Annotated in this window: 23 protein-coding genes and 1 riboswitch; of the genes, 13 read left to right on the top strand and 10 right to left on the bottom strand. The window is 71.9% G+C overall.

Features of this window, described 5'->3' with window-relative positions; all coding sequences use genetic code 11:
* Positions 1-25: 25 nt before the first annotated feature.
* The gene (locus tag ACGFN2_RS14110) at positions 26-1,165 is read right to left on the bottom strand and encodes a GDSL-type esterase/lipase family protein (protein ID WP_393360222.1); all 1,140 of its coding nucleotides are present in this window, start codon (positions 1,163-1,165) and stop codon (positions 26-28) included.
* Between the two features lie 316 nt (positions 1,166-1,481).
* Here ACGFN2_RS14110 and ACGFN2_RS14105 point away from each other — a divergent pair, with 316 nt between their 5' ends.
* On the top strand, positions 1,482-2,297 hold the full coding sequence (locus ACGFN2_RS14105) for a carbon-nitrogen hydrolase family protein (RefSeq protein ID WP_393360155.1): 816 nt from the start codon (positions 1,482-1,484) through the stop codon (positions 2,295-2,297).
* 109 nt (positions 2,298-2,406) lie between these two features.
* Positions 2,407-4,107, top strand: coding sequence for a flavin monoamine oxidase family protein (locus tag ACGFN2_RS14100; protein ID WP_393360153.1), 1,701 nt, complete (start codon positions 2,407-2,409; stop codon positions 4,105-4,107).
* Between the two features lie 165 nt (positions 4,108-4,272).
* On the opposite strand, the gene ACGFN2_RS14095 is transcribed toward ACGFN2_RS14100, so the two are convergent.
* The 4 genes from ACGFN2_RS14095 to ACGFN2_RS14080 all read right to left on the bottom strand — a co-directional run bounded on the left by ACGFN2_RS14095 (position 4,273) and on the right by ACGFN2_RS14080 (position 6,868).
* On the bottom strand, positions 4,273-4,560 hold the full coding sequence (locus ACGFN2_RS14095) for a hypothetical protein (protein ID WP_393360151.1): 288 nt from the start codon (positions 4,558-4,560) through the stop codon (positions 4,273-4,275).
* A 66-nt stretch (positions 4,561-4,626) separates the two neighbouring features.
* Positions 4,627-5,580 carry an IS481 family transposase gene (locus ACGFN2_RS14090; RefSeq protein ID WP_393360149.1) on the bottom strand — a complete coding sequence of 318 codons (954 nt, stop codon included), beginning with the start codon at positions 5,578-5,580 and terminating at the stop codon, positions 4,627-4,629.
* Between the two features lie 118 nt (positions 5,581-5,698).
* Complete coding sequence (locus ACGFN2_RS14085) at positions 5,699-6,010, bottom strand: hypothetical protein (protein ID WP_393360148.1); 312 nt, start codon at positions 6,008-6,010, stop codon at positions 5,699-5,701.
* A gap of 99 nt (positions 6,011-6,109) precedes the next feature.
* The gene (locus tag ACGFN2_RS14080) at positions 6,110-6,868 is read right to left on the bottom strand and encodes a DUF5995 family protein (protein WP_393360147.1); all 759 of its coding nucleotides are present in this window, start codon (positions 6,866-6,868) and stop codon (positions 6,110-6,112) included.
* 341 nt (positions 6,869-7,209) lie between these two features.
* Here ACGFN2_RS14080 and ACGFN2_RS14075 point away from each other — a divergent pair, with 341 nt between their 5' ends.
* On the top strand, positions 7,210-8,595 hold the full coding sequence (locus tag ACGFN2_RS14075; protein WP_393360145.1) for a uracil-xanthine permease family protein: 1,386 nt from the start codon (positions 7,210-7,212) through the stop codon (positions 8,593-8,595).
* A gap of 95 nt (positions 8,596-8,690) precedes the next feature.
* On the opposite strand, the gene ACGFN2_RS14070 is transcribed toward ACGFN2_RS14075, so the two are convergent.
* The 3 genes from ACGFN2_RS14070 to ACGFN2_RS14060 form a co-directional block, all read right to left on the bottom strand.
* Positions 8,691-9,464 carry a CDP-diacylglycerol diphosphatase gene (locus ACGFN2_RS14070; protein WP_393360143.1) on the bottom strand — a complete coding sequence of 258 codons (774 nt, stop codon included), beginning with the start codon at positions 9,462-9,464 and terminating at the stop codon, positions 8,691-8,693.
* Positions 9,465-9,595: 131 nt separating this feature from the next.
* Positions 9,596-10,006 (bottom strand): Rid family hydrolase, encoded by a 411-nt coding sequence (locus ACGFN2_RS14065; RefSeq protein WP_362602410.1) that lies wholly within the window; start codon positions 10,004-10,006, stop codon positions 9,596-9,598.
* A 135-nt stretch (positions 10,007-10,141) separates the two neighbouring features.
* Positions 10,142-10,702, bottom strand: coding sequence for an isochorismatase family cysteine hydrolase (locus ACGFN2_RS14060; protein ID WP_362602412.1), 561 nt, complete (start codon positions 10,700-10,702; stop codon positions 10,142-10,144).
* 505 nt (positions 10,703-11,207) lie between these two features.
* Between ACGFN2_RS14060 and ACGFN2_RS14055 the strand changes: the two genes are divergently transcribed.
* A complete protein-coding gene (locus ACGFN2_RS14055; RefSeq protein ID WP_362602415.1) occupies positions 11,208-11,696 on the top strand; it encodes a thioesterase family protein in 489 nt (162 codons plus the stop codon).
* A gap of 87 nt (positions 11,697-11,783) precedes the next feature.
* Here the strand turns inward: ACGFN2_RS14055 and ACGFN2_RS14050 are convergent, their stop codons facing one another.
* Positions 11,784-13,010 (bottom strand): MFS transporter, encoded by a 1,227-nt coding sequence (locus tag ACGFN2_RS14050; protein WP_393360140.1) that lies wholly within the window; start codon positions 13,008-13,010, stop codon positions 11,784-11,786.
* 70 nt (positions 13,011-13,080) lie between these two features.
* On the opposite strand from ACGFN2_RS14050, the gene ACGFN2_RS14045 reads away from it, so the two are divergent.
* Positions 13,081-14,472, top strand: coding sequence for an ROK family transcriptional regulator (locus ACGFN2_RS14045; RefSeq protein ID WP_393360138.1), 1,392 nt, complete (start codon positions 13,081-13,083; stop codon positions 14,470-14,472).
* 159 nt (positions 14,473-14,631) lie between these two features.
* Here ACGFN2_RS14045 and ACGFN2_RS14040 read toward each other — a convergent pair whose 3' ends face one another.
* Positions 14,632-15,399, bottom strand: a complete 768-nt coding sequence (locus ACGFN2_RS14040) for an NAD(P)H-binding protein (RefSeq protein ID WP_362602424.1) — start codon at positions 15,397-15,399, stop codon at positions 14,632-14,634.
* Positions 15,400-15,572: 173 nt separating this feature from the next.
* A riboswitch (FMN riboswitch) is annotated at positions 15,573-15,703 on the top strand.
* Between the two features lie 154 nt (positions 15,704-15,857).
* Here ACGFN2_RS14040 and ribD point away from each other — a divergent pair.
* From ribD to ACGFN2_RS14000, 8 genes are all read left to right on the top strand, one after another.
* Entirely contained in the window at positions 15,858-16,985 is a 1,128-nt protein-coding gene (gene ribD / locus ACGFN2_RS14035) for a bifunctional diaminohydroxyphosphoribosylaminopyrimidine deaminase/5-amino-6-(5-phosphoribosylamino)uracil reductase RibD (protein ID WP_393360136.1), read from the top strand.
* Between the two features lies 1 nt (position 16,986).
* Entirely contained in the window at positions 16,987-17,622 is a 636-nt protein-coding gene (locus ACGFN2_RS14030; protein ID WP_393360134.1) for a riboflavin synthase, read from the top strand.
* Positions 17,619-18,272 (top strand): nicotinamide mononucleotide transporter family protein, encoded by a 654-nt coding sequence (locus ACGFN2_RS14025; RefSeq protein WP_362602432.1) that lies wholly within the window; start codon positions 17,619-17,621, stop codon positions 18,270-18,272. Before ACGFN2_RS14030 ends, ACGFN2_RS14025 begins: the two co-directional genes overlap by 4 nt.
* Positions 18,269-19,555: a bifunctional 3,4-dihydroxy-2-butanone-4-phosphate synthase/GTP cyclohydrolase II gene (locus tag ACGFN2_RS14020; RefSeq protein ID WP_393360132.1), complete on the top strand. Its 1,287-nt coding sequence runs from the start codon at positions 18,269-18,271 to the stop codon at positions 19,553-19,555. The genes ACGFN2_RS14025 and ACGFN2_RS14020 overlap by 4 nt, the downstream gene beginning before the upstream one ends.
* Before the next feature lie 67 nt (positions 19,556-19,622).
* The gene (gene ribH, locus ACGFN2_RS14015; RefSeq protein WP_362602438.1) at positions 19,623-20,108 is read left to right on the top strand and encodes a 6,7-dimethyl-8-ribityllumazine synthase; all 486 of its coding nucleotides are present in this window, start codon (positions 19,623-19,625) and stop codon (positions 20,106-20,108) included.
* Positions 20,109-20,142: 34 nt separating this feature from the next.
* Positions 20,143-20,415 (top strand): phosphoribosyl-ATP diphosphatase, encoded by a 273-nt coding sequence (locus tag ACGFN2_RS14010; protein ID WP_086720687.1) that lies wholly within the window; start codon positions 20,143-20,145, stop codon positions 20,413-20,415.
* Positions 20,416-20,466: 51 nt separating this feature from the next.
* Positions 20,467-21,315: an ATP phosphoribosyltransferase gene (gene hisG / locus ACGFN2_RS14005; protein ID WP_362602441.1), complete on the top strand. Its 849-nt coding sequence runs from the start codon at positions 20,467-20,469 to the stop codon at positions 21,313-21,315.
* Between the two features lie 51 nt (positions 21,316-21,366).
* Positions 21,367-21,819, top strand: coding sequence for a PH domain-containing protein (locus tag ACGFN2_RS14000; RefSeq protein WP_362602444.1), 453 nt, complete (start codon positions 21,367-21,369; stop codon positions 21,817-21,819).
* Positions 21,820-21,894 lie beyond the last annotated feature (75 nt).

The raw sequence follows: 21,894 nt of genomic DNA, 5'->3' as shown, positions 1-21,894 counted from the left end.
CCGCGCCACCGCGGAAGGCTGCAGCTCACCCGAAGGGCCCGTCGTCCGCGAAGGCGTGCGCGGCGAAGCGGTCGCCCATCCGGCGGTACGCGGCGGCGCCGGGGTGCAGCCCGTCGGCCAGGTCATCCGTCTCGTCCGGGCCGAGCAGCTCGCGTCCGTCGAGGTAGTGGAGGCGGGGGTCGTGTGCCCGCCGGGCCGCCACGATCCGGGACAGCTCGGCACGGACCACCGCCAGTGACAGCGCACCGTCGGCCACATCGGCCGGATCGCCCAGGGCGGCGAGCTTCCCGTCCGGGGCGATCGCCGTCGGGCCGGGGGTCTCCTCCAGGGCCGGACAGCTCACCGGGGAGATCACCAGCAGCGGGGTGTCCGGATGCCCCTCCCGGATCGTGTCGAGGAAGCCGTGCACCGCCGGGCCGAACGTCCGCAGCCGGAAGGCCGCCAGGCTCACGATGTTGATGCCCACCTTGAGGCTGATCAGGTCGGCGGGCAGGTCCCGGATCGTCCGGGCGACATAGGGGTCGAGCAGGGCGTTGCCCGCCTGGCTGAGGTTGATCACCTCCACGCCGCCGAGCGCGGCCGCCACCACCGGCCAGGTGCCGGTCGGTCCGTCCGCCTCCACGCAGTGGCTGATGGAACTCCCGTGGTGCACCCAGCGGCGCCGCCCGTCCGGCAGCGGCGCCAGCACCTCACCGTCCGCGCGCAGGGCGACCAGTTCCGTGGGCGTCTGCTGAGGCAGCCACAGCTCCACGGTCTTCATGCCGTCCGGCAGCCCGGAGAACCGAACGGTCCCCGGCTCGCCCGGGATCATCCGCTGCTCGCCCCCCGGCCCCGCCATCCGCACCACGTTCCCCACCGGCGCCTGCCGGCGACCGGCCGGGGCGCCGTCCACCAGCAGCTCCAGCATCCCGGTCGGCTGGGGCCCGGGGTCGGTGTCGAGCTGCCCCGTCGAGGTGAGCACCTCGAACTCCAGCTCACGCGCATCGGTGCGGAACACCAGCCGCACCCCCGACGGCATCAGGGTCACCCCGTGGACCGACGGGTCCTGGTACTGCTCCTTGGTCCACTCGGGCAACCGCCGCGGCAGCACCCCCGCCGGGGTGTCCTCCAGGTCCAGCGCACCCCGTAGCTCCACCGGTCCGCCCCTCAGGGGAACCGCCCGCATCGCCGCCATCACCGCTCCTGTTCCGGGCCAGCGCACAAGGAAACCGCGCTGACCCGAACCTATTGATCATCAGTCCCCGACGGCAACGACCGGACACCCCGCACCACGGCCGGACCGGACCGGCACCGCGCGGACCCCTGCCACCAGCGGCGCAGCCGTCCGGCCCCGCGCCCCGCGCGGGCGCAACGAATCACCGCACAGCCGCTTGAAAGCGCAATGAATCGCTCCTCGGCACGCAACGGTGGCGCCTTGTCCCGGATCACCGGCGGACCGTACCGTCAATGCGTCCGCCCGCACCGTCCCGCCGAGGGGTCCCATGACGTCGCTGCACACCGCCCTGCTCCAGAGCTCGGGACGGCCCGGCGATGTCGCGCACAACCTGCGGGTGATCGAGGACGCCGCCCGCGAGGCCGCGGCGACCGGTGCCGGGCTCCTCGCCTGCCCCGAGCTGTTCCTGACCGGCTACGCCATCGGCGGTGACGTCCACCGCCTCGCGGAGCCCGCCGACGGCGACAGCGCCCGCGCTGTGGGCGCGATCGCCGCCGAGCACGGCATCGCGGTGCTCTACGGCTACCCCGAGCGCGCCGCGCAGGACGAGGACGACAGCACCGCGGTGTACAACTCCGCGCAGCTCATCGGCCCCACGGGCGAGCGCCTCGCCAACTACCGCAAGACCCACCTCTTCGGCTGCTTCGAGCGCGAGTGGTTCACCCCGGGGGAGCGGGCCGTCGTCCAGGCCGAGCTGGCCGGGCTCCGGATCGGCGTGATGATCTGCTACGACGTGGAGTTCCCGGAGAACGTCCGGGCCCACGCACTGGCCGGCACCGATCTGCTGCTGGTGCCCACCGCGCAGATGCACCCCTTCCAGTTCGTCGCCGAGTCCGTCATCCCGGTCCGCGCCTTCGAGAACCAGATGTACGTGGCGTACGTCAACCGGGTCGGCGCGGAGGGCGAGTTCGAGTTCGTCGGCCTCAGCTGCCTGGCCGGCCCTGACGGGGTGGTCCGTACCCGCGCCGGCCGCACCGAGCAGCTGGTCCGGGCCGAGGCCGACCCCGCCTTCCTCAAGGAGTCCCGGGCCGGCAACCCGTATCTGCACGACCGCCGGCCCGAGCTGTACGGCCCGCTGACGTGACCTGACCCCGCCCCGCACCCCACACACCCCCCACCGATCCGCCGCAGGCGGCCCACCCGGCCCGAGCCGCCCTGCCTGCTGTGCCCTGTCTGCAAGGAGCCCGTCCCCGATGACGTCCACGGTGCCCACCGCCGCCCACCACGCGGATGCCCAGCCGCCGATCACCATGTTCGGCCCGGACTTCCCGTACGCCTACGACGACTTCCTCGCCCACCCGGCGGGCCTCGGCCAGGTCCCCGCGACCGAGCACGGCAAGGAGGTCGCGGTCATCGGCGGCGGCCTCTCCGGCATCATCACCGCCTACGAGCTGATGAAGATGGGCCTCAAGCCCGTCGTCTACGAGGCGGACCAGATAGGCGGCCGGCTGCGGACGGTCGGCTTCGACGGCACCCCGGCCGACGCCGCGGGCCTGACCGCCGAGATGGGCGCGATGCGCTTCCCGCCGTCCTCGACGGCGCTCCAGCACTACATCGACCTGGTGGGCCTCGCGACCGAGCCGTTCCCCAACCCGCTGGCGGCGGACACCCCGTCGACCGTCGTCGACCTCAAGGGCGAGTCGCACTACGCCCGTACCGTCGACGACCTGCCCGAGGTCTACCACCAGGTCATGGACGCCTGGAACGCCTGCCTGGAAGAGGGCGCGGACTTCTCCGACATGAACCAGGCGATCCGCGAGCGCGACGTCCCGCGCATCCGCGAGATCTGGTCCCGGCTCGTCGAGAAGCTCGACAACCAGACCTTCTACGGCTACCTCTGCGACTCGACGGCCTTCAAGTCCTTCCGGCACCGCGAGATCTTCGGCCAGGTCGGCTTCGGCACCGGCGGCTGGGACACCGACTTCCCCAACTCCATCCTGGAGATCCTGCGGGTCGTCTACACCGAGGCCGACGACCACCACCGCGGCATCGTCGGCGGCAGCCAGCAGCTGCCGCTGCGCCTGTGGGAGCGCGAGCCGCAGAAGATCGTGCACTGGGCGCCGGGCACCTCGCTGTCCTCGCTGCACGACGGCACCCCCCGGCCCGCGGTCACCCGCCTGCACCGCACCGCCGGCAACCACATCACCGTCACCGACGCCCACGGCGACATCCGCACCTACGAGGCGGCCGTCTTCACCGCGCAGTCCTGGATGCTGCTGAGCAAGATCGCGTGCGATGACTCGCTGTTCCCCATCGACCACTGGACGGCGATGGAGCGCACCCACTACATGGAGTCCAGCAAGCTCTTCGTCCCCGTCGACCGCCCCTTCTGGCTGGACAAGGACGAGGAGACCGGGCGGGACGTCATGTCGATGACGCTGACCGACCGGATGACCCGCGGGACGTACCTGCTCGACAACGGTCCGGACCAGCCCGCCGTCATCTGCCTCTCCTACACCTGGTGCGACGACAGCCTCAAGTGGCTGCCGCTGGACGTGAACGAGCGGATGGAGGTCATGCTGAAGTCGCTCGGCGAGATCTATCCGAAGGTCGACATCCGCAAGCACATCATCGGCAACCCGGTCACCGTCTCCTGGGAGAACGAGCCCTACTTCATGGGCGCGTTCAAGGCCAACCTGCCCGGCCACTACCGCTACCAGCGGCGGCTGTTCACCCACTTCATGCAGGACCGCCTGCCCGCGGACAAGCGCGGCCTCTTCCTCGCCGGCGACGACATCTCCTGGACGGCCGGCTGGGCCGAGGGCGCGGTGCAGACCGCCCTGAACGCGGTGTGGGGCGTGATGCACCACTTCGGCGGGTCGACGGACACCACCAACCCGGGTCCGGGCGATGTGTACGACGAGATAGCCCCGGTCGAACTGCCGGAGGACTGAGGACTGAGGACTGAGGACTGAGGGCTGTTGGCGGGTAGGCGGATCAGGGTGGCTGACCTCGGGAGGTGAACCACCATCCCGCCCCCGGGCTCGGCCCGTGGTGCGGTAGTGGTAGCCGTACCGTTGTTGCCGCGCGCGGCGGGAAACGTGGCCCGGAAGGAGCGGCTACGCCCTGCCGCCCTCGGCCCTTCCCACAGCTGTCCACCAGGCGATCACTCGGGTAGCCATGGCTTCCGGTCGCGCGCCGAGTGGGTCGAGACCGAAGTGCTCCTCCAGCTCGTGCTGCAGGAACTCGCCGATCTCGGTCTCGTCGGCACCGCCACAAAGCCGCCGGAGCATGGGGGCGAGCATGCAGTCGTACTCGTCCTGCACCTCGCCGGCGACGCCGATCGGGTCCCACTCATTGAGCAGACGCCGCAGATCGTTCTCAACGCATGGGCTCCAGGGCTGCATCGCCCCAGATTGCCACCCTGGACATACCCGCCGCACCCGCCCCTGCCTTGAGCCGAACGGGAGGCCCTAGATGTGTTGTTCGGAGAGGTTGGTGACGCGGCTGGCTGGGGTGTGGCCGCTGATTCCGGTGTGGGGTCGGTGGTAGTTGTACCAGTCCAGCCAGTCGGGGAACGCTGCTTGTCGTTCGGCGTCTGAGGTGTAGGGCTGGTGGTAGGCCCATTCGTCGGGCAGGGTGCGGTGGAAGCGTTCGACCTTGCCGTTGGTCTGGGGTCGCCAGGGCCGTGTCCAGCGGGGTTGGATGCCCAGGTCGCGGCAGGTCCGGCGCCAGGTGTTCTTGGTGTAGGCCCAGGCGTTGTCGGTCAGGACGCGTTCGACGGTGATGTTCTGTGCGGCGAACCACGCGGTGGCGCGGGTCAGGAAGCCTGCGCAGGTGCCTGCTTTCTCGTCGGGGAGGTCTTCGGTGTAGGCGAGGCGAGTGTGGTCGTCCAGAGCGGTGTGGAGGTAGGCGAGTCCGACGCCGGTGCGGTTCTTGCGGCCGGCGGCCCGGCCGAGGACTTTGTGACCTCCGCCGTCGGGGATACGGCCGAGTTTCTTGACGTCGATGTGGACCAGTTCGCCGGGCCGGGCACGTTCGTAGCGGCGGACGGGCTCACCGGTGGCCCGGTCGCAGGTGGCCAGCGGTGGCAGGCCGTGGCGCTTGAGGATGCGGTGGGCGGTGGAGGCGGCGACGCCTGCACGGGTGGACAGTCGCAGCGGGCCGATCCGGTGCTCGCGTCGCAGGCGAATGATCTCGCCCTCCACCGCTGCGGACGTGCGGCGAGGCTGGTGGTGGGGCCTGCTGGGACGGTCTTCCATGCCTGCGTGTCCCAGGCGCTGGTAGCGGCCGGCCCATCGGGCGGCGGTGGTGTGGCTGACCTGGAACCGTTCCGCGGCCCGGCGCAAGGGCCAGCCGTCGTCGACGACGCACCGGGCCAGACGCAGCCTGCCGGTCGGCGTCAGCGGGGCGTTACGGTGGATCACGAGGGCCTCCTGCACTCGGCGGTAGATGTCGCAATCCCCACCGAGCCAGAAGGCCCTCACCTCGTTCAAGCACCAACCAGGGCGTGTCACCTGTCACCAACGTGCCGGGACAACACACCTAGATTCCGGCCGCCCGCGCCGCCGTGTACACCTCCGCCGCGAGGTCCTTGAGTTCCTCGGCGTCCCGGGCCCGGCCCTGGAGACCGAGGAGGATCTCCTCCGGGCCGACCGCGGCATGCGCGGCCAGATCCGCCACGACCTGCTCGACGCTGCCCTGGAAGGGGCGGCGGTCCCGGCCCTCGTACGGGGCGGCGGTGGGCTGTGCGTTCACCTGCAGCACGGTCTGCACCGGCTTCGTGCGGCCCCGTTCGGCGGCCAGTTCCCGCAGCTGCGGCAACTGCGGCAGGCCCAGCCCGAGCCGAATGGCCACCTTGCTCCTCCTTCGCCTCTGCCCCTTCGTCAACGTAACGCCGGAGCAAGGGAGTTCCGGGGGAGTGCGGCGCCGTGGCGGCCGTACGGGAGGGCGGGATCAGCCGGGCAGTGGAGTCAGCAGTATCCGCCCGACCAGGCCCACCCCGGCGTCCAGCCGGTCGGTCAGCTCCTCCGCCACCTCCGGCAGCCGGCGTACGCCCCACAGCGCCCTGGCCGCCACCCAGGCGCCGTCCCTGACCTTGTCCAGGCTCCACGACCCGATCAGATGCGTCAGCGGATCGGCGACGTCCAGCACATCGGGGCCGGGCATCAGCAGCTCACGGATGCGCTCCTCCAGGCTCGTCAGCACCCCGCCGACCCGCTCGAAGTCCTGCTCCAGCGCGGCGGGTTCACACTCCAGCGCCCGGCAGGTGTCCAGTACGGCCAGCGCCAGATCGTGGCCGATGTGGGCGTTGATCCCGGCCAGCGCGAACTGGAGCGGACGTACCCCCGGGTGGCGGCGGAGCTGGAAGAGCGGCCGCCAGCAGGCCGGTGGCCGCAGCCCGGCGGCCGCGGCGTCCACCGCCGCGAAGTAGCGCCGCGCGAAACGGACGTCCAGCTCACCGGCGGCCGCCGGGTCCTGGAACGTACCGTCCCCGATACGCCGCGCCACCGCCTCCGTGACCGCGAGGTAGACGCCGTTGAACACCGCCACCCCGTCCTCGGCCGGTAGCCCCGCCGCCAGCGCCCGCATCCGCGCCAGCACCTCCGCCACATACGGGCCGGCCGCGCCTCCCGCTCCGGTCGGCGGGCGGGGCGCGGCTCCCCCGGCCGGGCCCGTACGGCCGGGACCGCCGTGTTCCTGAGTCGTCGTCATCCACTCAGCGTGACAGCGGTAATGCGGATAGTGAGGTTTGTGTGGCCCCGATGACCGGATCGGGGTAATGGGCGGCGCGCCCGCTTGTGACGCGTGCGCAAGCGGTGGGAGGGGCGCGGGGGCGATGGCCCGGACCCGGGACCCGGAATCGGAGATTCGGAAGCCGGAACCGGAAGCCGGAAGCCGGAACCCGGCGATCCCGCTCGCGCGGAGTCCACGGAGACGCGCGTACCGCCCGCCACTCGAATACCTCTCGGCGTCAGTTTGTCCAGAAGCATTCGTTCGACTATGAATCACCTCGGCTCTGTGACGTGCAGGGCGTCGCGGAGTGGAGAGTGATCATGGCCGGTTTCGGATGGAAACTGCATGGCGACGGGCGCCATCTGAAGCCCGGCGAGGTGGTCCGGCCCGGGGAGCGCCTGACCTGGGGGCGGACGGTCGCGCTCGGCGCCCAGCATGTGGTGTCGATGATCGGTGCCTGCTTCGTCGCCCCCGTCCTCATGGGCCTGGACCCCAGCCTCGCCCTGATGGCGTCCGGTGTCGCCACCGCCCTGTTCCTGCTGATGACCCGCGGACGCATCCCCAGCTACCTGGGCTCCTCACTCTCCTTCGTGGGGGTGTCCGTCGTCATCGCCGGTCAGGGGGGAGACGCCGGCACCCTGACGGGCGCGATGCTCGTGGTGGGCGCCTGCCTGGCGGGCTGCGGCGTCGCCATTCACGTCGTCGGGGCGCGGGTGATCCACGCGGTGCTGCCGCCGACGGTGACCGGCGCGGTCGTGATGCTGATCGGCTTCAACCTCGCGCCCGTGACGGCGTCCACGTACTGGCCCCAGGACCAGTGGACGGCGCTGGCGACGATGCTGTTCACCGGGCTCGCGCTCGTCGTGCTCCGGGGGTTTTGGTCGCGGATCGCCATTTTCCTGGGCCTGGTCTTCGGCTATGCGCTGTCCTGGATTCTCGACCGCACGGCGGGACGGATTCATTCCGTCAACGGCGCGGGCAAGGTCACCGACCACTGGCGCATCGACTTCTCCGGTGTCGAAAAGGCCGACTGGATCGGCGTTCCCACCTTTCACGCACCGAACTTCTCCACCTCCGCGATCCTCGTCGCGCTGCCGGTCCTGGTCGCGCTGATCGCGGAGAACGCCGGACATATCAAGGCGGTCGGCGCGATGACCGGTGACCCCCTGGACGACAGGATGGGCGTGGCGATCGTCGCCGACGGCACGGCAACGGTCCTGTCCACCGCGGTGGGCGGCCCCGCCACCACGACCTACGCCGAGAACATCGGCGTCATGGCCGCCACCAGGGTCTACTCCACCGCGGCCTACTGGGCGGCGGCCGGCTTCGCCCTGCTCTTCGGACTGTGCCCGAAATTCGGCGCGGTGGTGGCGGCGATCCCCGGCGGGGTGCTGGGCGGTATCACCGTCATCCTGTACGGCATGATCGGCCTGCTCGGAGCCCAGATCTGGGTGCGGAACAAGGTGGATTTCTCGGTCCCGCTGAACCTCATTCCCGCCGCGGCCGGAATCATCATCGCCATCGGCGGCGTCTCACTGAAGTTCAGCGAGAACTTCGAACTGAGCGGTATCGCGCTCGGCACGCTCACCGTGCTCACCGGCTACCACGCCCTGCGCTGGCTCTCCAAGGCAGCGGCCCGGCCCGGCACGCCCCTCCTCGACGCTGGGACCGGCGAATACAGCAAGCCCACCGACGGGGACGACTGACGCGCTCGCGAAACCGCGCACGCCGACGGGATGGCTTTTCCCTTCTCCCACCTGCAAGTGAACTCACCCGCAAGTGAACTCGCCTGCAAACGAACTCACTTGCAGATGAGGAGACTGTCGCAGACCCCGATTCCCTGGGGAGTGGTGGCGGGATGGGGAAGGCCGTCCCAGCTGTTGAGGACGTAATACCCGTCGGCCGGGCCGTTTCCCGCCTCGATGACGATCATTGTCTGGTCGCCCATGGACTCATTGCGGGTGACCACGACATTGTCGTAGAGGGCCTTGAAGAGATTGAGGGTCTTGAAGCTGTCCGTGTGGACCACGCGATAGGTCCGGGGCTGCGGATTTCCGCTCATGTCCTCGCCGGTGACCGTGTTCAGGTACGTGGGCCAGTTCTTCCAGTCCTTCGCGATCCTGCCCGACTGGTACGCCATGTCGAGCATGGGTTTCACCCCTTGGCGGACCGCGGACATATGAATGTGCAACTGCTCGTGCGAACGGTGGTGGGCCGCATTGACCCCCAGCCCCACCACACCCCACTTCTGCTGCCCGAACCAGTAGCCCGCCCGCTCCTCGGCGACCTGCCAGTAATTGTTGCCGGCGTACGCGCCCGACACGAGGTCCGGGCACTCGATCCCCTTGATGCGGTCGGTGGCCACCAGCAGATATCCCTTGACTCCTCTGGACACCAGCCAGAACGCGTTGATCTGCCGCTCCTTGCAGTCCAGGGCCATGTGCCAGAGGAATTCGTCGATGTCCTTCGGGTCTCCGCAGAGTGCCACGGGCGGCACGGTGAGGGTGCTCTCCCGGGTGCCTTCTCGGTACTTCTCGGTCACGGCGATACCTCCGAGCTGTACGAGCTGTCCCACCACCGTCCCACCACCCCGAGAGGGGCGCATCTGCTGGGCCGGGGGCGGTGGTTCGCGAGCGGGCGGGACCGCCGGGACGGCGCGGGGGCGACGGCAGAGTCACCCGTCGGCCGTGAGATGACCGTGCCGGCTCAGGAGTCGAGCACCGCGGCGACGGCTTCGATCTCCACGAGCTGGTCGTTGTAGCCGAGCACCGTGACACCCATCAACGTGCTCGGCACATCGTGCTCACCGAACGCGTCCCGGACCACCTCCCACGCCGTCACCAGGTCTTCCTGGCGGCTGGAGGCGACGAGGACGCGGGTGCTGATGACGTCGTGCAGTGAGGCACCGGCGTCCGCCAGCGCGGTCCGCATGTTCTCCACGGCCTTGGCGGCCTGCCCCGCGACGTCCCCGACCGCCGCGGTGGAGCCGTCCTCGTTCAGCGGACAGGAACCCGCGAGGAATATCAGCCGCGCCTCGGCCGGCGCCGTGGCCGCGTAGGCGTACTCCGCGACATCGGACAGCGACGCGGAGCGAATCAACGAGACGGCACGAGGCATGGGCGTTCCTTTCGCGGTGCATACGGGACGCCCACGACCCTCTCAGGGATCAACTCCGCGTTCGACGCAATATTTTGAGGGGCGGCGCGGGGCGGGGCGCGGCCGGGCGGCGCGGGGCCGGGCGCTCTCCCCTTCCTACGGCGCGAGGGTCCCGACCCACTCCTCGACCGTGACGACATCCGCCCACTGCGGGAACATCCGCTCGGTGAGGAACCGGTGAGCCTCCGGGTCGGTGTCGAGGCAGGCGTCCGCCAGGACCGTGAGACCGAAGTCCTGGTCGTTGGCCTGGCACAGGGTGTGCAGCACCACGCCACTGGTCGCGATGCCGGTGAGCACGAGGCTGTCGATGCCGCGCGCCCTGAGCACCACGTCGAGATCGCTGCCCGAGAACGCGCTGGCCCGCCTCTTGGTGACCACGATGTCGCCCTGCCGGGGCGTGACGTCGTGGTGGATCTCCGTACCGGGAGCGCCTTCGGTGAAGAGACCGGCCTGCACGATGGCGCTGAGTACCCGGTTGCGGGGGCTGACGTCCGTGTGGCCCGGCCGCAGGCCGATGACCACGTAGATCACCGGGATTCCCGCCGCCCGAGCACCGTCGATCGCGCCCCGCAGGCGCGGCAGATACCCGGACCCGTCGTCAGCGATCTCCACGATGTCCTCCTGGACATCCATCACGAGGAGCGCACTGTTCGCCATGTTCACCCTTCCGTCCCGTTGTCCACTGTCCGTTGTCCGTTGTCCGCTGTCCGTTGTCCACTGTCCACTGCGAGAAGCGACCCGGGCGGCCGGGCTTCGGGCGACGCGCTCGCGCGTGAGGGGCCGTCAGCCGTGACGGCCGCCAGGTGCCGTCCAAGTCTCCCTGGGGGCGGGGAACCCGGCCAGGATGTCGCCCCGCGGCGCGTTCCGACGCCGGTTCAGAGGGGGAGCCCGATGAGCCCCACCCGCGAGGTGCGCCCAGCCGACGCCAGGACGGTGAGGTCCGTGCCCATGGGGTGAGGCTAGCCCGCCGTGACGGAGCCTGGCAGGGACGCCTGCCTCCGGAGCCGGGGCGAGGCGCACCCGCCGCCGGCATCCCGGCGTCCACCGCACCCTAAGCAGCCGCTTACCATGGCCCGGGCTCCTCGTACGGGCCCCACCCCTCGCAACAGCACCCTCCGCCCCTACCGCGCCGTTGAGCGCGAGAAACCCAGGAGCACACCCCGTGAGCGTCGAACCCCTGCAGGCCACCACCGTCCCGTACGGCTCGCTGGTGCCCGTCACCGTCCACTTCGACGACCTCGACGCGCTCGGCATGCTCCACAACTCCCGCTACCCGCTGCTCGCCGAGCGCGCCTGGGCGGAGTACTGGCACGAGCAGGGCTTCGGCTTCGACGGCGACTGGGCCACCGCGGGCGACATGTGCAACGTCATCAAGGAGATGCGCGTCTCCTACGAGCGCCCGGTCACCCGGCCCGGCCACTACGCGGCGCACCTGTGGGTCGAACGCCTCGGCCGCACCGGCCTCACGTACGGCTTCCGGCTCTGCTCGGCCGACGGCGCCGAGACCTACGCCCAGGGACACCGGGTGCTCGTCCGCATCGACGCACAGACACTGCGCCCCACCCCGTGGTCCGACCGCGCCCGCGCCATAGCCGACCGGCTGCTCCGGCCGGAGACTCCGGACGAGGGCACGGAGGCGGACGCGGCCTGAGGCGCCGGGGCGGGGGCGGACGTTGGCGGGGTGCCGGGGCGCGGGCGGGCGTTGCCTGGGGCGCCGCCACCCCCTCGGCCGCCGCGCTCAGGACCGTTCCAGATCTCCCGTCACCGCGGGAGCGCCGCCCGACGCCGTACGGCTCGGTACCCGCAGCACCCGCGCGCCCACCACCAGCCCGCACGCCAGCGCCGTGACCAGCATGAACGACACCGGCAGTGAGGTCGCCTGGGCGAGGCCGCCGATCGCGGACGGCGCGATGAGGCCGGAGGTGTACGTGATCGTGGCGACGCCCGCGATCGCCTGGCTGGGGGCGGGGCCGCTGCGCCCGGCGGCCGCGAAGGCCAGCGGGACCACCACCGCGATGCCGAGGCCCATCAGCCCGAACCCGCCCAGCGCCATGGCCGGATGCCGCGCCGTGACGATCAGCAGCCCGCCGGCCGCCGCCAGCACCCCGCCGGCCCGCACCGTGCGCACCGCGCCGAAGCGGGCCACCACCCGGTCCCCGGCCAGTCGCGCGAGCGTCATCGTGCAGGCGAAAGCGGTGGTCGAGGCGGCCGCCAGGCCCGCGTCGGTGCCCAGTTCGTCGCGGAGGTAGACCGCCGACCAGTCCAGGCCGGCGCCCTCGGCGAACACCGCGCAGAACCCGATCGCCCCGATGACCAGCGCCGATCTCGGCGGCAGGGCGAAGCGCGGCGGCGGATGCTCGTCGGGGGTCCTCCGCAGGTCCAGCACACCCCGGCAGGCGAGCGCGCCGAGCAGTGTCAGCACGAGCGCGGCACCGGCCAGATGGAGCCGGGCGTCCCACCCGGAGTGCGCGGCGACGGTGCCGGCCGCCGAGCCGAGCAGGGCGCCCGCACTCCACATGCCGTGCAGCCCCGACATGATCGGTTTGCCGAGCCGGTCCTCGGTCTCCACGCCGAGCGCGTTCATCGCGACGTCCGACATCCCGGAGGCCGCGCCGTACGCCAGCAACGCCGCGGCCAGCGCGAACAGACCGGGGGAGAGGGCGGGCAGGACCAGCGACAGGGTCCAGAGCGCGAGCAGCCCGCGGAGCGCGGTGCGGGCGCCGAGGCGGTGGCTGATCCGGCCGGCCAGCGGCATCGCCAGGGATGCGCCGATCGCCGGGAAGGCGAGTGCCAGACCGAGTTGGCCAGGTGAGAGGGCGGTGTGGTCCTGAATCCACGGGATGCGGGTGGCGAAGTTGCCGGTGACCGAGCCGTGGAGGAGGAACACCGCGGCAATGGACCACCGCGCGCGGCGCAGCCCGGTGTGGTGGGGGAGAGGCGGAGCGGCGCCGTCGTTGCCAGCCATGGGCGGTAAATTATCAGGAACCCTGCCTGATAATAAGGGCGTTGGCCCGGCCGGATGGCAGAATCCCGCCATGCATCCACCGCGCGCGGCAGCGGCCCGCCGCACCGCCTCCCCGGCCACCGCCCGGCTGATCAACGACCGCCTGGCCCTCCAACTGCTGCAGTCCGAGGGCCCGTTGACGGCAGGGCAGCTCAAGTCGCTGACCGGTCTGTCCCGGCCGACCGTGGCGGACCTCGTCGAGCGCCTCCAGCAGGCCGGGCTGATCGCCGTGGTCGGCGAGAGCGGCGCGCAGCGGCGCGGGCCCAATGCCCGGCTCTACGGGATCGTCGCCGACCGGGCCCATCTCGTCGGCCTCGACCTGCGGACGCACAGCGTCACCGTCGCCGTCGCCGACCTCCTCGGCCGGGTGCGCGCCGAACACACCGTCCCCATCGGCCCGGAGGCCGCCCCCGATACGGCCGTCACCACCGCGCTCGCCGCCGTCGACACGGCGCTCGCCGCCGCGGGCGCACACCCGCCGCACACCATCGCCGTCGGCGCCCCCGGCCTGGTCGACCCCGCCACGGGACGGCTCGGCGCCGCCGACTGGATGTCGCCGTGGCACGACGGACTGGTCGGCGCGCTGCGTGCGCGGACGGGCGTCCCCGTCCTGCTGGAGAACGAGGTCAACCTCGCCGCCATCGCGGAGCAGCGCGGCGGCGCGGCCCGCGACCGGGACACCTTCGTCCTGCTCTGGCTCGGCCATGGCACCGGCGCCGCCGTGGTCCTGGACGGCAGACTGCGGCGCGGCGCCTCGGGCGGCACCGGCGAGATCGGCTTCCTGCCGGTCCCCGGCACCGGCGCGCTGCCCTCCGCGACCGGCTGCGACGGCGGCTTCCACGCACTGGCCGGCTCCGCCGCGATCTGCGCCCTCGCGGCGGAACACGGGGTGCCGTCCGCCGCCGTGGCAGAGGGACGGGACCGACCGTCCGGCGAAGACGAGGCCGCCGGCCCGAACGGGGTGAGAAGCGGGGCGAGCGGGGCGAATTGGCCCTCGTCCGACACCGAGGCGGCCCCTGGCGGGCCCTCCGCCGAGGCGGCCCCTGACCGGTCCTCCGCCGAGGCCCCCACCGACGTCCCGCCGGCCGAGTCCCTGGTCCGCGCCGCCGTGGCCGCCGGGGACGCCGGTGCCGCCTTCCTCGACGCACTGGCCGCACGGATCGCCCTCGGCGTGGCGGCCGTGTGCGCCGTACTCGATCCCGGGTGTGTCGTCCTCGGCGGTGAGATCGGCTGCGGCGGCGGGGCCGAACTCGCCGACCGGGTCGCCGCCCATCTGGCCCGGCTCTCCCCACTGCGCACCGACGTACGCGCGGGGACGGTCGGCGGACGGGCGGTACTGCTCGGCGCGGTGCTCGCCGCCCGGGACGCCGCACAGAACGAGCTGTTCGGGGCGGTGGGGCCGGGGGCGTCGGCCCGGGCCTGAGGGGGTGACCCTTCAGGGGGGTGGGAACAGATCCCGTAGGGGGTGCGGGTCCCCCTTGCGGGCCACAACGTGCAGGAGGCGGGCGGGTATTCCCGACGCCAAAGGAGCGCGCGCCGGCCCCTCACCCATGCACCGGTCGTCACCCTCAAGGAACAGCCCTCACCCGCCCACCCTCTCCGCCAGGAACTCCCCATAAGTCCGCCGTCCCTGCGCGTGTTCGGGGGTCAGGTTCCCGCCGCGGCGCAGCGCGGCGGCGGTGGCGCCCGGCAGCCGCACGGGCAGCAGCAGCCGGTGCCGGCCGCCGGCCTCCAGGGTGGTCCGTACGAGGTCGTGGGCGGTCAGTACCTCGGGGCCGCCCATGTCGGGGACCCGGCCGGCCGGCGGGCCGGCCGCCAACTCGGCGAGGCGGGCGGCGACTTCGGTCACCTCGACCGGCTGCACCCGTACCCCGGTCGGCACCGGCAGTACCGGTGAACGGGCGCCCGCCTTGATGATCTGGAGCACCAGATGGTGGAACTGCGTCGTGCGCAGCACCGTCCAGCCGATGCCGGAGTCCTCGATCAGCCGCTCCACCGCGAGTTTGGTCCGGTAGTAGCGGAGCGGGACCCGGTCCACCCCGACGATCGAGATGTACACCAGGTGCAAGACGCCCGCCGCCTTCGCCGCCTGGACGAGCCGCCCGGCCGCCTCCGTGTCGCCGCCGGCCGGCGAGCTGGCGCAGTGCACGAGCGCGTCCACGCCCGCCAGCGCCTCCGGCAGCCCCGTGCCGTCGCGCAGATCGACGGCGTACGACCGGGGCCGGAGCCGCTCCGTGCCGGTGTGCGGCCGCCGGCTCAGTGACCGGACGTCGTGGCCGTCGTCGAGCAGCCGGTGCACCAGGGGGCGCCCGAGTGTGCCGGTGCCGCCGGTCACCAGAATTGTCGCCATCGTGGATCAGTCCTTGCGAGGTGGAGGAACGGGTATGTCCTCGCTATGACGCCTCACGCGCGCCGTCTGTGACACGGGCGGCGCGCCGGGGGCTGTGAGGGAGCCCACAGGGCTTCGCCCGCATGGGCGACGACGCGGCGTGGCAGACTGAAGCTGTACTGACATAAGAGCAGCAGCGCACTCCGGGGTCGGTGTAATTCCGAACCGGCGGTAACAGTCCGCGACCCGTCCGCAGCCAGCGGCCGGTTGAGCAGGTGAAATTCCTGCACCGACGGTGAAAGTCCGGATGGGAGGCAGTGCGCGGCGGGCGAGCTTCGGTACACCGCCGTCGGCGGCGCGTCCGGGTATTTTCCCGGGCGGTCCGTGTATGTCCGGCCGCGGTGTTCCCGTGGCGTCGTTTCCGCTTCTGTCGTCATCGACAGCCCCGGAGTCCGTGCCCTGAGAGGCAGGAGGACCCGGTGGCCACCGCAGCCCCCGTCGAGATCGCGGCGATGCGCCGAGCCATCGAGCTCGCCGCGCGCGGGCTCGGGCACACCAGCCCCAACCCCGTGGTCGGCTGTGTCGTCCTGGACTCCGCGGGCCGCACGGCGGGCGAGGGCTGGCACCAGCGGGCCGGCGGGCCGCACGCCGAGGTCCATGCCCTGCGTGCCGCGGGCGAACGGGCCCGCGGCGGCACCGCACTGGTCACCCTCGAACCCTGCAACCACACCGGCCGCACCGGCCCCTGCGCCCAGGCGCTGATCGACGCCGGGGTCTCCCGCGTCGTCTACGCCGTCTCCGACCCCAACCCGACCGCGACCGGCGGCGCCGTCACCCTGGCCGCGGCCGGGATCGACGTCGAAGGCGGGCTGCTCGCCGACGAGGCCGCGGCCGGCAACGAGGCCTGGCTGACGTCGGTACTGCGCCGCCGCCCCTTCGTGCTGTGGAAGTACGCCGCGACCCTCGACGGCCGGATCGCCGCCGCCGACGGCACCAGCCGGTGGATCAGCTCGCCCCAGTCGCGCGCCGACGTGCACCGGCTGCGGGCCGCCGCCGACGCCGTGATCGTCGGCTCCGGCACGGCCCGCGCCGACGACCCGCAGCTCGGCGCCCGGATCGCCGGTCTGTCCGACGACGCGATCAGCCAGCCGCTGCGGGTCGTCGTCGACTCCGGGGCCACCGCCGTGAAGGCCGGCGCCCGCGTCCTGGACGGCACCGCGCCGACCCTCATCGCGGTCGCCGAGGACGCCGACGCGAGCCACCTCGAAGGCCTCGCCCCGCTCGTCCGGCTGCCGCGCGCCGCCGACGGGCGCGGCCTGCACCTCCCCGCGCTGCTCCAGGCCCTCTACGAGCGGGACGTCCGTTCCGTGCTCCTCGAAGGGGGCCCCACGCTCGCCGGTGCCTTCCTGGCCGCGCAGGCCGTCGACAAGGTCGTCGGCTATCTCGCGCCGGTCCTGCTCGGCGCCGGGCCGGCCGCCGTCGGCGACGCCGGAATCACCACCATCGCCCAGGCGTTGCGGCTCGACGTGACCGACACCGAACGGCTCGGACCCGACCTGCGCATCACCGCCACCCCCATCCGCCACGCCCTGAACGAGGAGAACTGACGTGTTCACCGGAATCGTCGAAGAACTGGGTGAGGTCGCCGCCGTCGAGGACCTCGGCGACAGCTCCCGGTTCCGGCTCCGCGGCCCCGTCGTCACCGAGGACGCCAAGCACGGCGACTCGATCGCCGTCAACGGTGTCTGTCTGACCGTCGTGGACACCGCCGACGGTGAGTTCACCGCCGACGTGATGGCCGAGACCCTGAAGCGCTCCAGCCTCGGCGCGCTGGCCGCCGGCTCACGCGTCAACCTGGAGCGCCCGATGGCGCTCGGCGGGCGGCTCGGCGGGCACCTCGTCCAGGGCCATGTCGACGGCACCGGCACGATCCTCGAACGCACCCCCGGCGAACACTGGGAGATCGTCAAGGTCGCGCTGCCCGCCGCGCTGTCCCGCTACGTCGTGGAGAAGGGCTCCATCACCGTCGACGGCGTCAGCCTCACCGTCGTCGACGCGGCGGACGACTACTTCACCATCAGCCTCATCCCCACCACCCTCGCCCTGACCACGCTCGGCATCAAGAAGGCCGGGGCCCCCGTCAACCTGGAGGTCGACGTCCTCGCCAAGTACGTCGAGCGGCTGCTCGGGCGGGGCTCCGACGACCGCGGAGACCTCGACGAGATCAAGGAGATGGACCGGTGAGCGTCCTCGACACGCTGAACGGCGAGGCCTTCACGGCCCTCGGGCAGCACGTCATCTGGTCGGACATGATCGGCAACACCATCGGCCTGGCCGCCCTGGCACTCGGCTGGCGGCGCTCGATCTGGACCTGGCCCGCCCAGTTCCTCTCCGGCGTCGTCCTTGTCGCCGCCTACGCCTCCGCCCACCTCAGCGGCGGCGTAGGCAAGCAACTCCTCGTCATCGGCGTGGCGTTGTGGGGCTGGCGGCAGTGGCAGCGCGGCCGGCAGCAGGCCCAGGACGGCTCCATCGCCGTACGCTTCGCCGGCTGGCGCGAGCGCGGTGTGCTGCTCGGCGGCACCGCCCTGGGCACCGCGGCCGTCGGCACCTTGTTCACCCTGGTCCCGCAGCTGTCCTGGAACCCCTGGCCGGACGCCTACATCTTCGTCGGCACGCTCGCCGCGATGGTCGCCCAGGCCCGCGGTCTGGTCGAGTTCTGGCTGGCCTGGCTGCTGGTCGACATCGTCGGCGTCCCGCTCGCCTTCAGCAGCGGGCTCGCCTTCTCCGGCCTCGTCTACGTCGTCTATCTCGCCCTCGTCGTGTGGGGCCTGCGCGACTGGTGGCTGCGCTCGCGTGCGGCCGCCCGCCCCGTCCTGGAAGGAGCAGCGGCATGACCGCACTGCAGAGCTGGTACGACGAGGACGCCGCGGCACTGGCGCTCGACCCCGTCGAGCAGGCCATCGCCGATATCGCCGCGGGCCGCCCGGTGGTCGTCGTCGACGACGAGAACCGCGAGAACGAGGGCGACCTCGTCGTCGCCGCGGAGAAGGCCACCCCCGAGATCGTCGCGTTCATGATGAGCGAGTGCCGCGGGCTGATCTGCGCCCCCATGGAGGGCCCGGAGCTGGACCGGCTGGAACTCCCGCAGATGGTCGAGCACAACACCGAGTCGATGCGGACCGCCTTCACGGTCTCCGTCGACGCCACCGCCGCGCACGGCGTGACCACCGGCATCTCCGCCGCCGACCGCGCCACCACCCTCCGCCTGCTCGCCTCCGGGGAGTCGGCCGCCGGTGACTTCGTCCGGCCCGGCCACATCTTCCCGCTGCGCGCCCGGCCCGGCGGGGTGCTGGTCCGCAACGGCCACACCGAGGCCGGCGTCGACCTCGCCCGGCTGGCCGGACTGCGCCCGGCCGCCGCCATCGTGGAGATCGCCGGTGAGGACGGCACGATGCTGCGGCTGCCGGAGCTGGTGCCGTTCGCCCGTAAGCACGGCCTGTCGATCATCTCCATCGAGGACCTGATCGCCTACCGGCAGTCGTCCGAGCCCACCGTCCGCCGCGAGGCCGAGACCCGGCTGCCCACCGCGCACGGCGAGTTCACCGCCTACGGCTACCGCTCCACCGTCGACGGCGTCGAGCACATCGCACTGGTCGCCGGCGAGCTGGGCGACGGCGAGGACGTCCTGGTCAGGGTCCACTCCGAGTGCCTGACCGGCGATATCTTCCACTCCCTGCGCTGCGACTGCGGCCCCCAGCTGGAGGCGTCGCTGCGGCAGATCGCCGAGGCCGGACGCGGTGTGGTGATCTACCTCCGCGGCCACGAGGGACGCGGCATCGGCCTGCTGTCCAAGCTGCGCGCCTACGAACTCCAGGAGCGCGGCCGCGACACCCTCGACGCCAACCTCGAACTGGGACTGCCCGCCGACTCCCGCGACTACGCGGCGGGCGCGCAGATGCTCCAGGACCTCGGGGTGTGCTCCCTGCGCCTGATGACCAACAACCCCGAGAAGACCGCCGCCCTGCTGCGGCACGGCCTGCGGGTCTCCGGCCGGGAGCCGATGCCCGTCCAGGCCGGCGAGCACAACCTGCGGTACCTGCGCACCAAGCGCGACCGGATGGGCCACGACCTCCCCTGGCTGGAGCCCGACCGCCCCACCACCTGCGACAACCAGTAGCACCCCGGCAGCACGTCACCACCACCACGTCACCACCAACCGCACCATCACCCGAACGAGGAGAACCGTGAGCGGCAAGGGCGCACCCGAACTGACCGTGAAGAACTGTGGCGACCTGCGGGTGGCCGTCATCGCCGCGCAGTGGCACCAGCAGGTCATGGACGGCCTCGTGGACGGCGCGCTGCGCGCCCTCACCGAGCTGGGCATCGACGAGCCGACCCTGCTGCGCGTGCCGGGCACCTTCGAGCTGCCGGTCGTCGCCAAGGTCCTGGCCGGCCGCGGCTATGACGCGGTGGTCGCCCTCGGCGTGGTCATCAGGGGCGGCACGCCGCACTTCGACTACGTCTGCCAGGGCGTCACCCAAGGCCTGACCCAGGTCGCGGTGGACACCGGCGTACCGGTCGGCTTCGGCGTGCTGACCTGCGACACCGAGCAGCAGGCCCTGGACCGGGCGGGCCTGGAAGGGTCCGTCGAGGACAAGGGCCACGAGGCGGTGACCGCCGCGGTCGCCACCGCCGCGACGCTGCGGACCGTGTCCGAGCCCTGGCGCTAGGAGCGGGGGCCGACCGCGTAGGGTGGTCACCATCATGTCCAAGAAGACGTTCGAGGAGCTGTTCTCCGAGCTCCAGCAGAAGGCCGCCACCGGCGACCCCGCCACCTCCCGCACCGCCGAGCTGGTGCAGGCCGGTGTCCATACGATCGGCAAGAAGGTCGTCGAGGAGGCCGCCGAGGTCTGGATGGCCGCCGAGTACGAGTCCGACGAGGCCGCCGCCGAGGAGATCTCCCAGCTCCTCTACCACCTCCAGGTCATGATGGTCGCCAAGGGCATCTCCCTCGACGACGTCTACGCCCACCTCTGATCCACCCCACCGCACCACCAACACCTCTCAGCTGCAAAGGAATCCGCTCTCATGCTGCGCATCGCTGTCCCCAACAAGGGTTCACTGTCCGAGCCTGCGTCGGCGATGCTCCATGAGGCCGGCTACCGCCAGCGCAAGGACCGCAGGGAACTGGTCCTGGTCGACGCCGAGAACGAGGTCGAGTTCTTCTTCCTGCGCCCCCGCGACATCGCGGTGTACGTGGGCTCCGGCAAGCTCGACATCGGCATCACCGGCCGTGACCTGCTGCTGGACTCCGGCTCGCCGGCCGAGGAGATCCTCCAGCTCGGCTTCGCCGGCTCGACCTTCCGCTACGCCACCCGCCCGGGTACCGCCAAGGACGTCAGCGAGTTCGGCGGCATGACGATCGCCACCTCGTTCTCCGGCCTGGTCCGGCAGCACCTCGCCGACAACGGCGTGGACGCCTCCGTCGTCCACCTCGACGGCGCGGTGGAGACCGCCATCCAGCTCGGCGTCGCCGAGATCATCGCGGACGTCGTGGAGACCGGCACCACCCTGCGCAACGCCGGCCTGGAGATCATCGGCGAGCCGATCCTCAAGTCCGAGGCCGTCGTCATCCGCGGCACCGGCGCGCCGGACGACGACCCGAAGGTACGCCAGTTCCTGCGCCGGATGCAGGGCGTCCTGGTGGCCCGTCGGTACGTGATGATGGACTACGACATCCGGGTCGAGCACGTCGAGAAGGCCGTCGGCCTCACCCCCGGCCTGGAGTCGCCGACCGTCTCCCCGCTGCACCACGAGGGCTGGGTCGCGGTCCGCTCGATGGTCCCGTCCCAGGACGCCCAGCGCATCATGGACGAGCTCTACGACCTCGGCGCCCGCGCGATCCTGACCACCGGCATCCACGCCTGCCGGCTCTGACCCGCCAGCTCCCCGTACCCCCTGCCACACCCTTCACGGAAGACCGACGACGTGTCCGCGCCCCTGCCCAGCCTGCCGGTGACCTTCCGGCCGACCCGCACCCGGGTCGTCCTGTACTCCGTGGGCCTCGCCCAGCTCGCCGCCCTCACGGCGATCGCGCTGGCGCTGCCGAAGCTGAGCGGCGGCGAGCGGCTGAGCTTCGTCCTCACCGGACTGCTGGTGCTGGCCGTCCTCCTGCTCCTCGCCCGCCCGAAGGTGGTCGCGAGCCAGGAGGGCGTCACGGTGGTCAACCTCACCACCCGGCGCGAACTGGCCTGGGCGCAGGTCGTACGCGTCAACCTCCGGGCCGGCGACCCCTGGGTCCACCTCGACCTCGCCGACGGCACCAGCCTGCCCGCCATGGGCATCCAGCCCGGCATCGCCCGGGACCAGGCCATCCGGGACGCCCGCGCGCTGCGCGACCTCACCGAGAAGCATGGTGCTGTCGACCACACGGCCGGATGAGCCTGCCCTAATCGAGGCCCCGCTGTTTACTCTGTTCTCCGGGGCGCGCCCTGCGCCCCGCCCCTCAAGGGGACC

Source organism: Streptomyces sp. NPDC048612, from assembly GCF_043199295.1.
Lineage (GTDB): Bacteria > Actinomycetota > Actinomycetes > Streptomycetales > Streptomycetaceae > Streptomyces.
Note: the sequence above shows the minus strand (reverse complement) of the source record. Positions and strands in the feature narration are given on the sequence as shown.

What these genes read in the sequence shown, in the direction of transcription:
- ACGFN2_RS14110 (WP_393360222.1), bottom strand. Translation starts at nt 1,165, where the DNA reads ATGCGGGCGGTTCCCCTGAGGGGCGGACCGGTGGAGCTACGGGGTGCG.
- ACGFN2_RS14105 (WP_393360155.1), top strand. Translation starts at nt 1,482, where the DNA reads ATGACGTCGCTGCACACCGCCCTGCTCCAGAGCTCGGGACGGCCCGGC.
- ACGFN2_RS14100 (WP_393360153.1), top strand. Translation starts at nt 2,407, where the DNA reads ATGACGTCCACGGTGCCCACCGCCGCCCACCACGCGGATGCCCAGCCG.
- ACGFN2_RS14095 (WP_393360151.1), bottom strand. Translation starts at nt 4,560, where the DNA reads ATGCAGCCCTGGAGCCCATGCGTTGAGAACGATCTGCGGCGTCTGCTC.
- ACGFN2_RS14080 (WP_393360147.1), bottom strand. Translation starts at nt 6,868, where the DNA reads ATGACGACGACTCAGGAACACGGCGGTCCCGGCCGTACGGGCCCGGCC.
- ACGFN2_RS14075 (WP_393360145.1), top strand. Translation starts at nt 7,210, where the DNA reads ATGGCCGGTTTCGGATGGAAACTGCATGGCGACGGGCGCCATCTGAAG.
- ACGFN2_RS14065 (WP_362602410.1), bottom strand. Translation starts at nt 10,006, where the DNA reads ATGCCTCGTGCCGTCTCGTTGATTCGCTCCGCGTCGCTGTCCGATGTC.
- ACGFN2_RS14060 (WP_362602412.1), bottom strand. Translation starts at nt 10,702, where the DNA reads ATGGCGAACAGTGCGCTCCTCGTGATGGATGTCCAGGAGGACATCGTG.
- ACGFN2_RS14050 (WP_393360140.1), bottom strand. Translation starts at nt 13,010, where the DNA reads ATGGCTGGCAACGACGGCGCCGCTCCGCCTCTCCCCCACCACACCGGG.
- ACGFN2_RS14045 (WP_393360138.1), top strand. Translation starts at nt 13,081, where the DNA reads ATGCATCCACCGCGCGCGGCAGCGGCCCGCCGCACCGCCTCCCCGGCC.
- ACGFN2_RS14040 (WP_362602424.1), bottom strand. Translation starts at nt 15,399, where the DNA reads ATGGCGACAATTCTGGTGACCGGCGGCACCGGCACACTCGGGCGCCCC.
- ACGFN2_RS14020 (WP_393360132.1), top strand. Translation starts at nt 18,269, where the DNA reads ATGACCGCACTGCAGAGCTGGTACGACGAGGACGCCGCGGCACTGGCG.
- ACGFN2_RS14010 (WP_086720687.1), top strand. Translation starts at nt 20,143, where the DNA reads ATGTCCAAGAAGACGTTCGAGGAGCTGTTCTCCGAGCTCCAGCAGAAG.
- hisG (WP_362602441.1), top strand. Translation starts at nt 20,467, where the DNA reads ATGCTGCGCATCGCTGTCCCCAACAAGGGTTCACTGTCCGAGCCTGCG.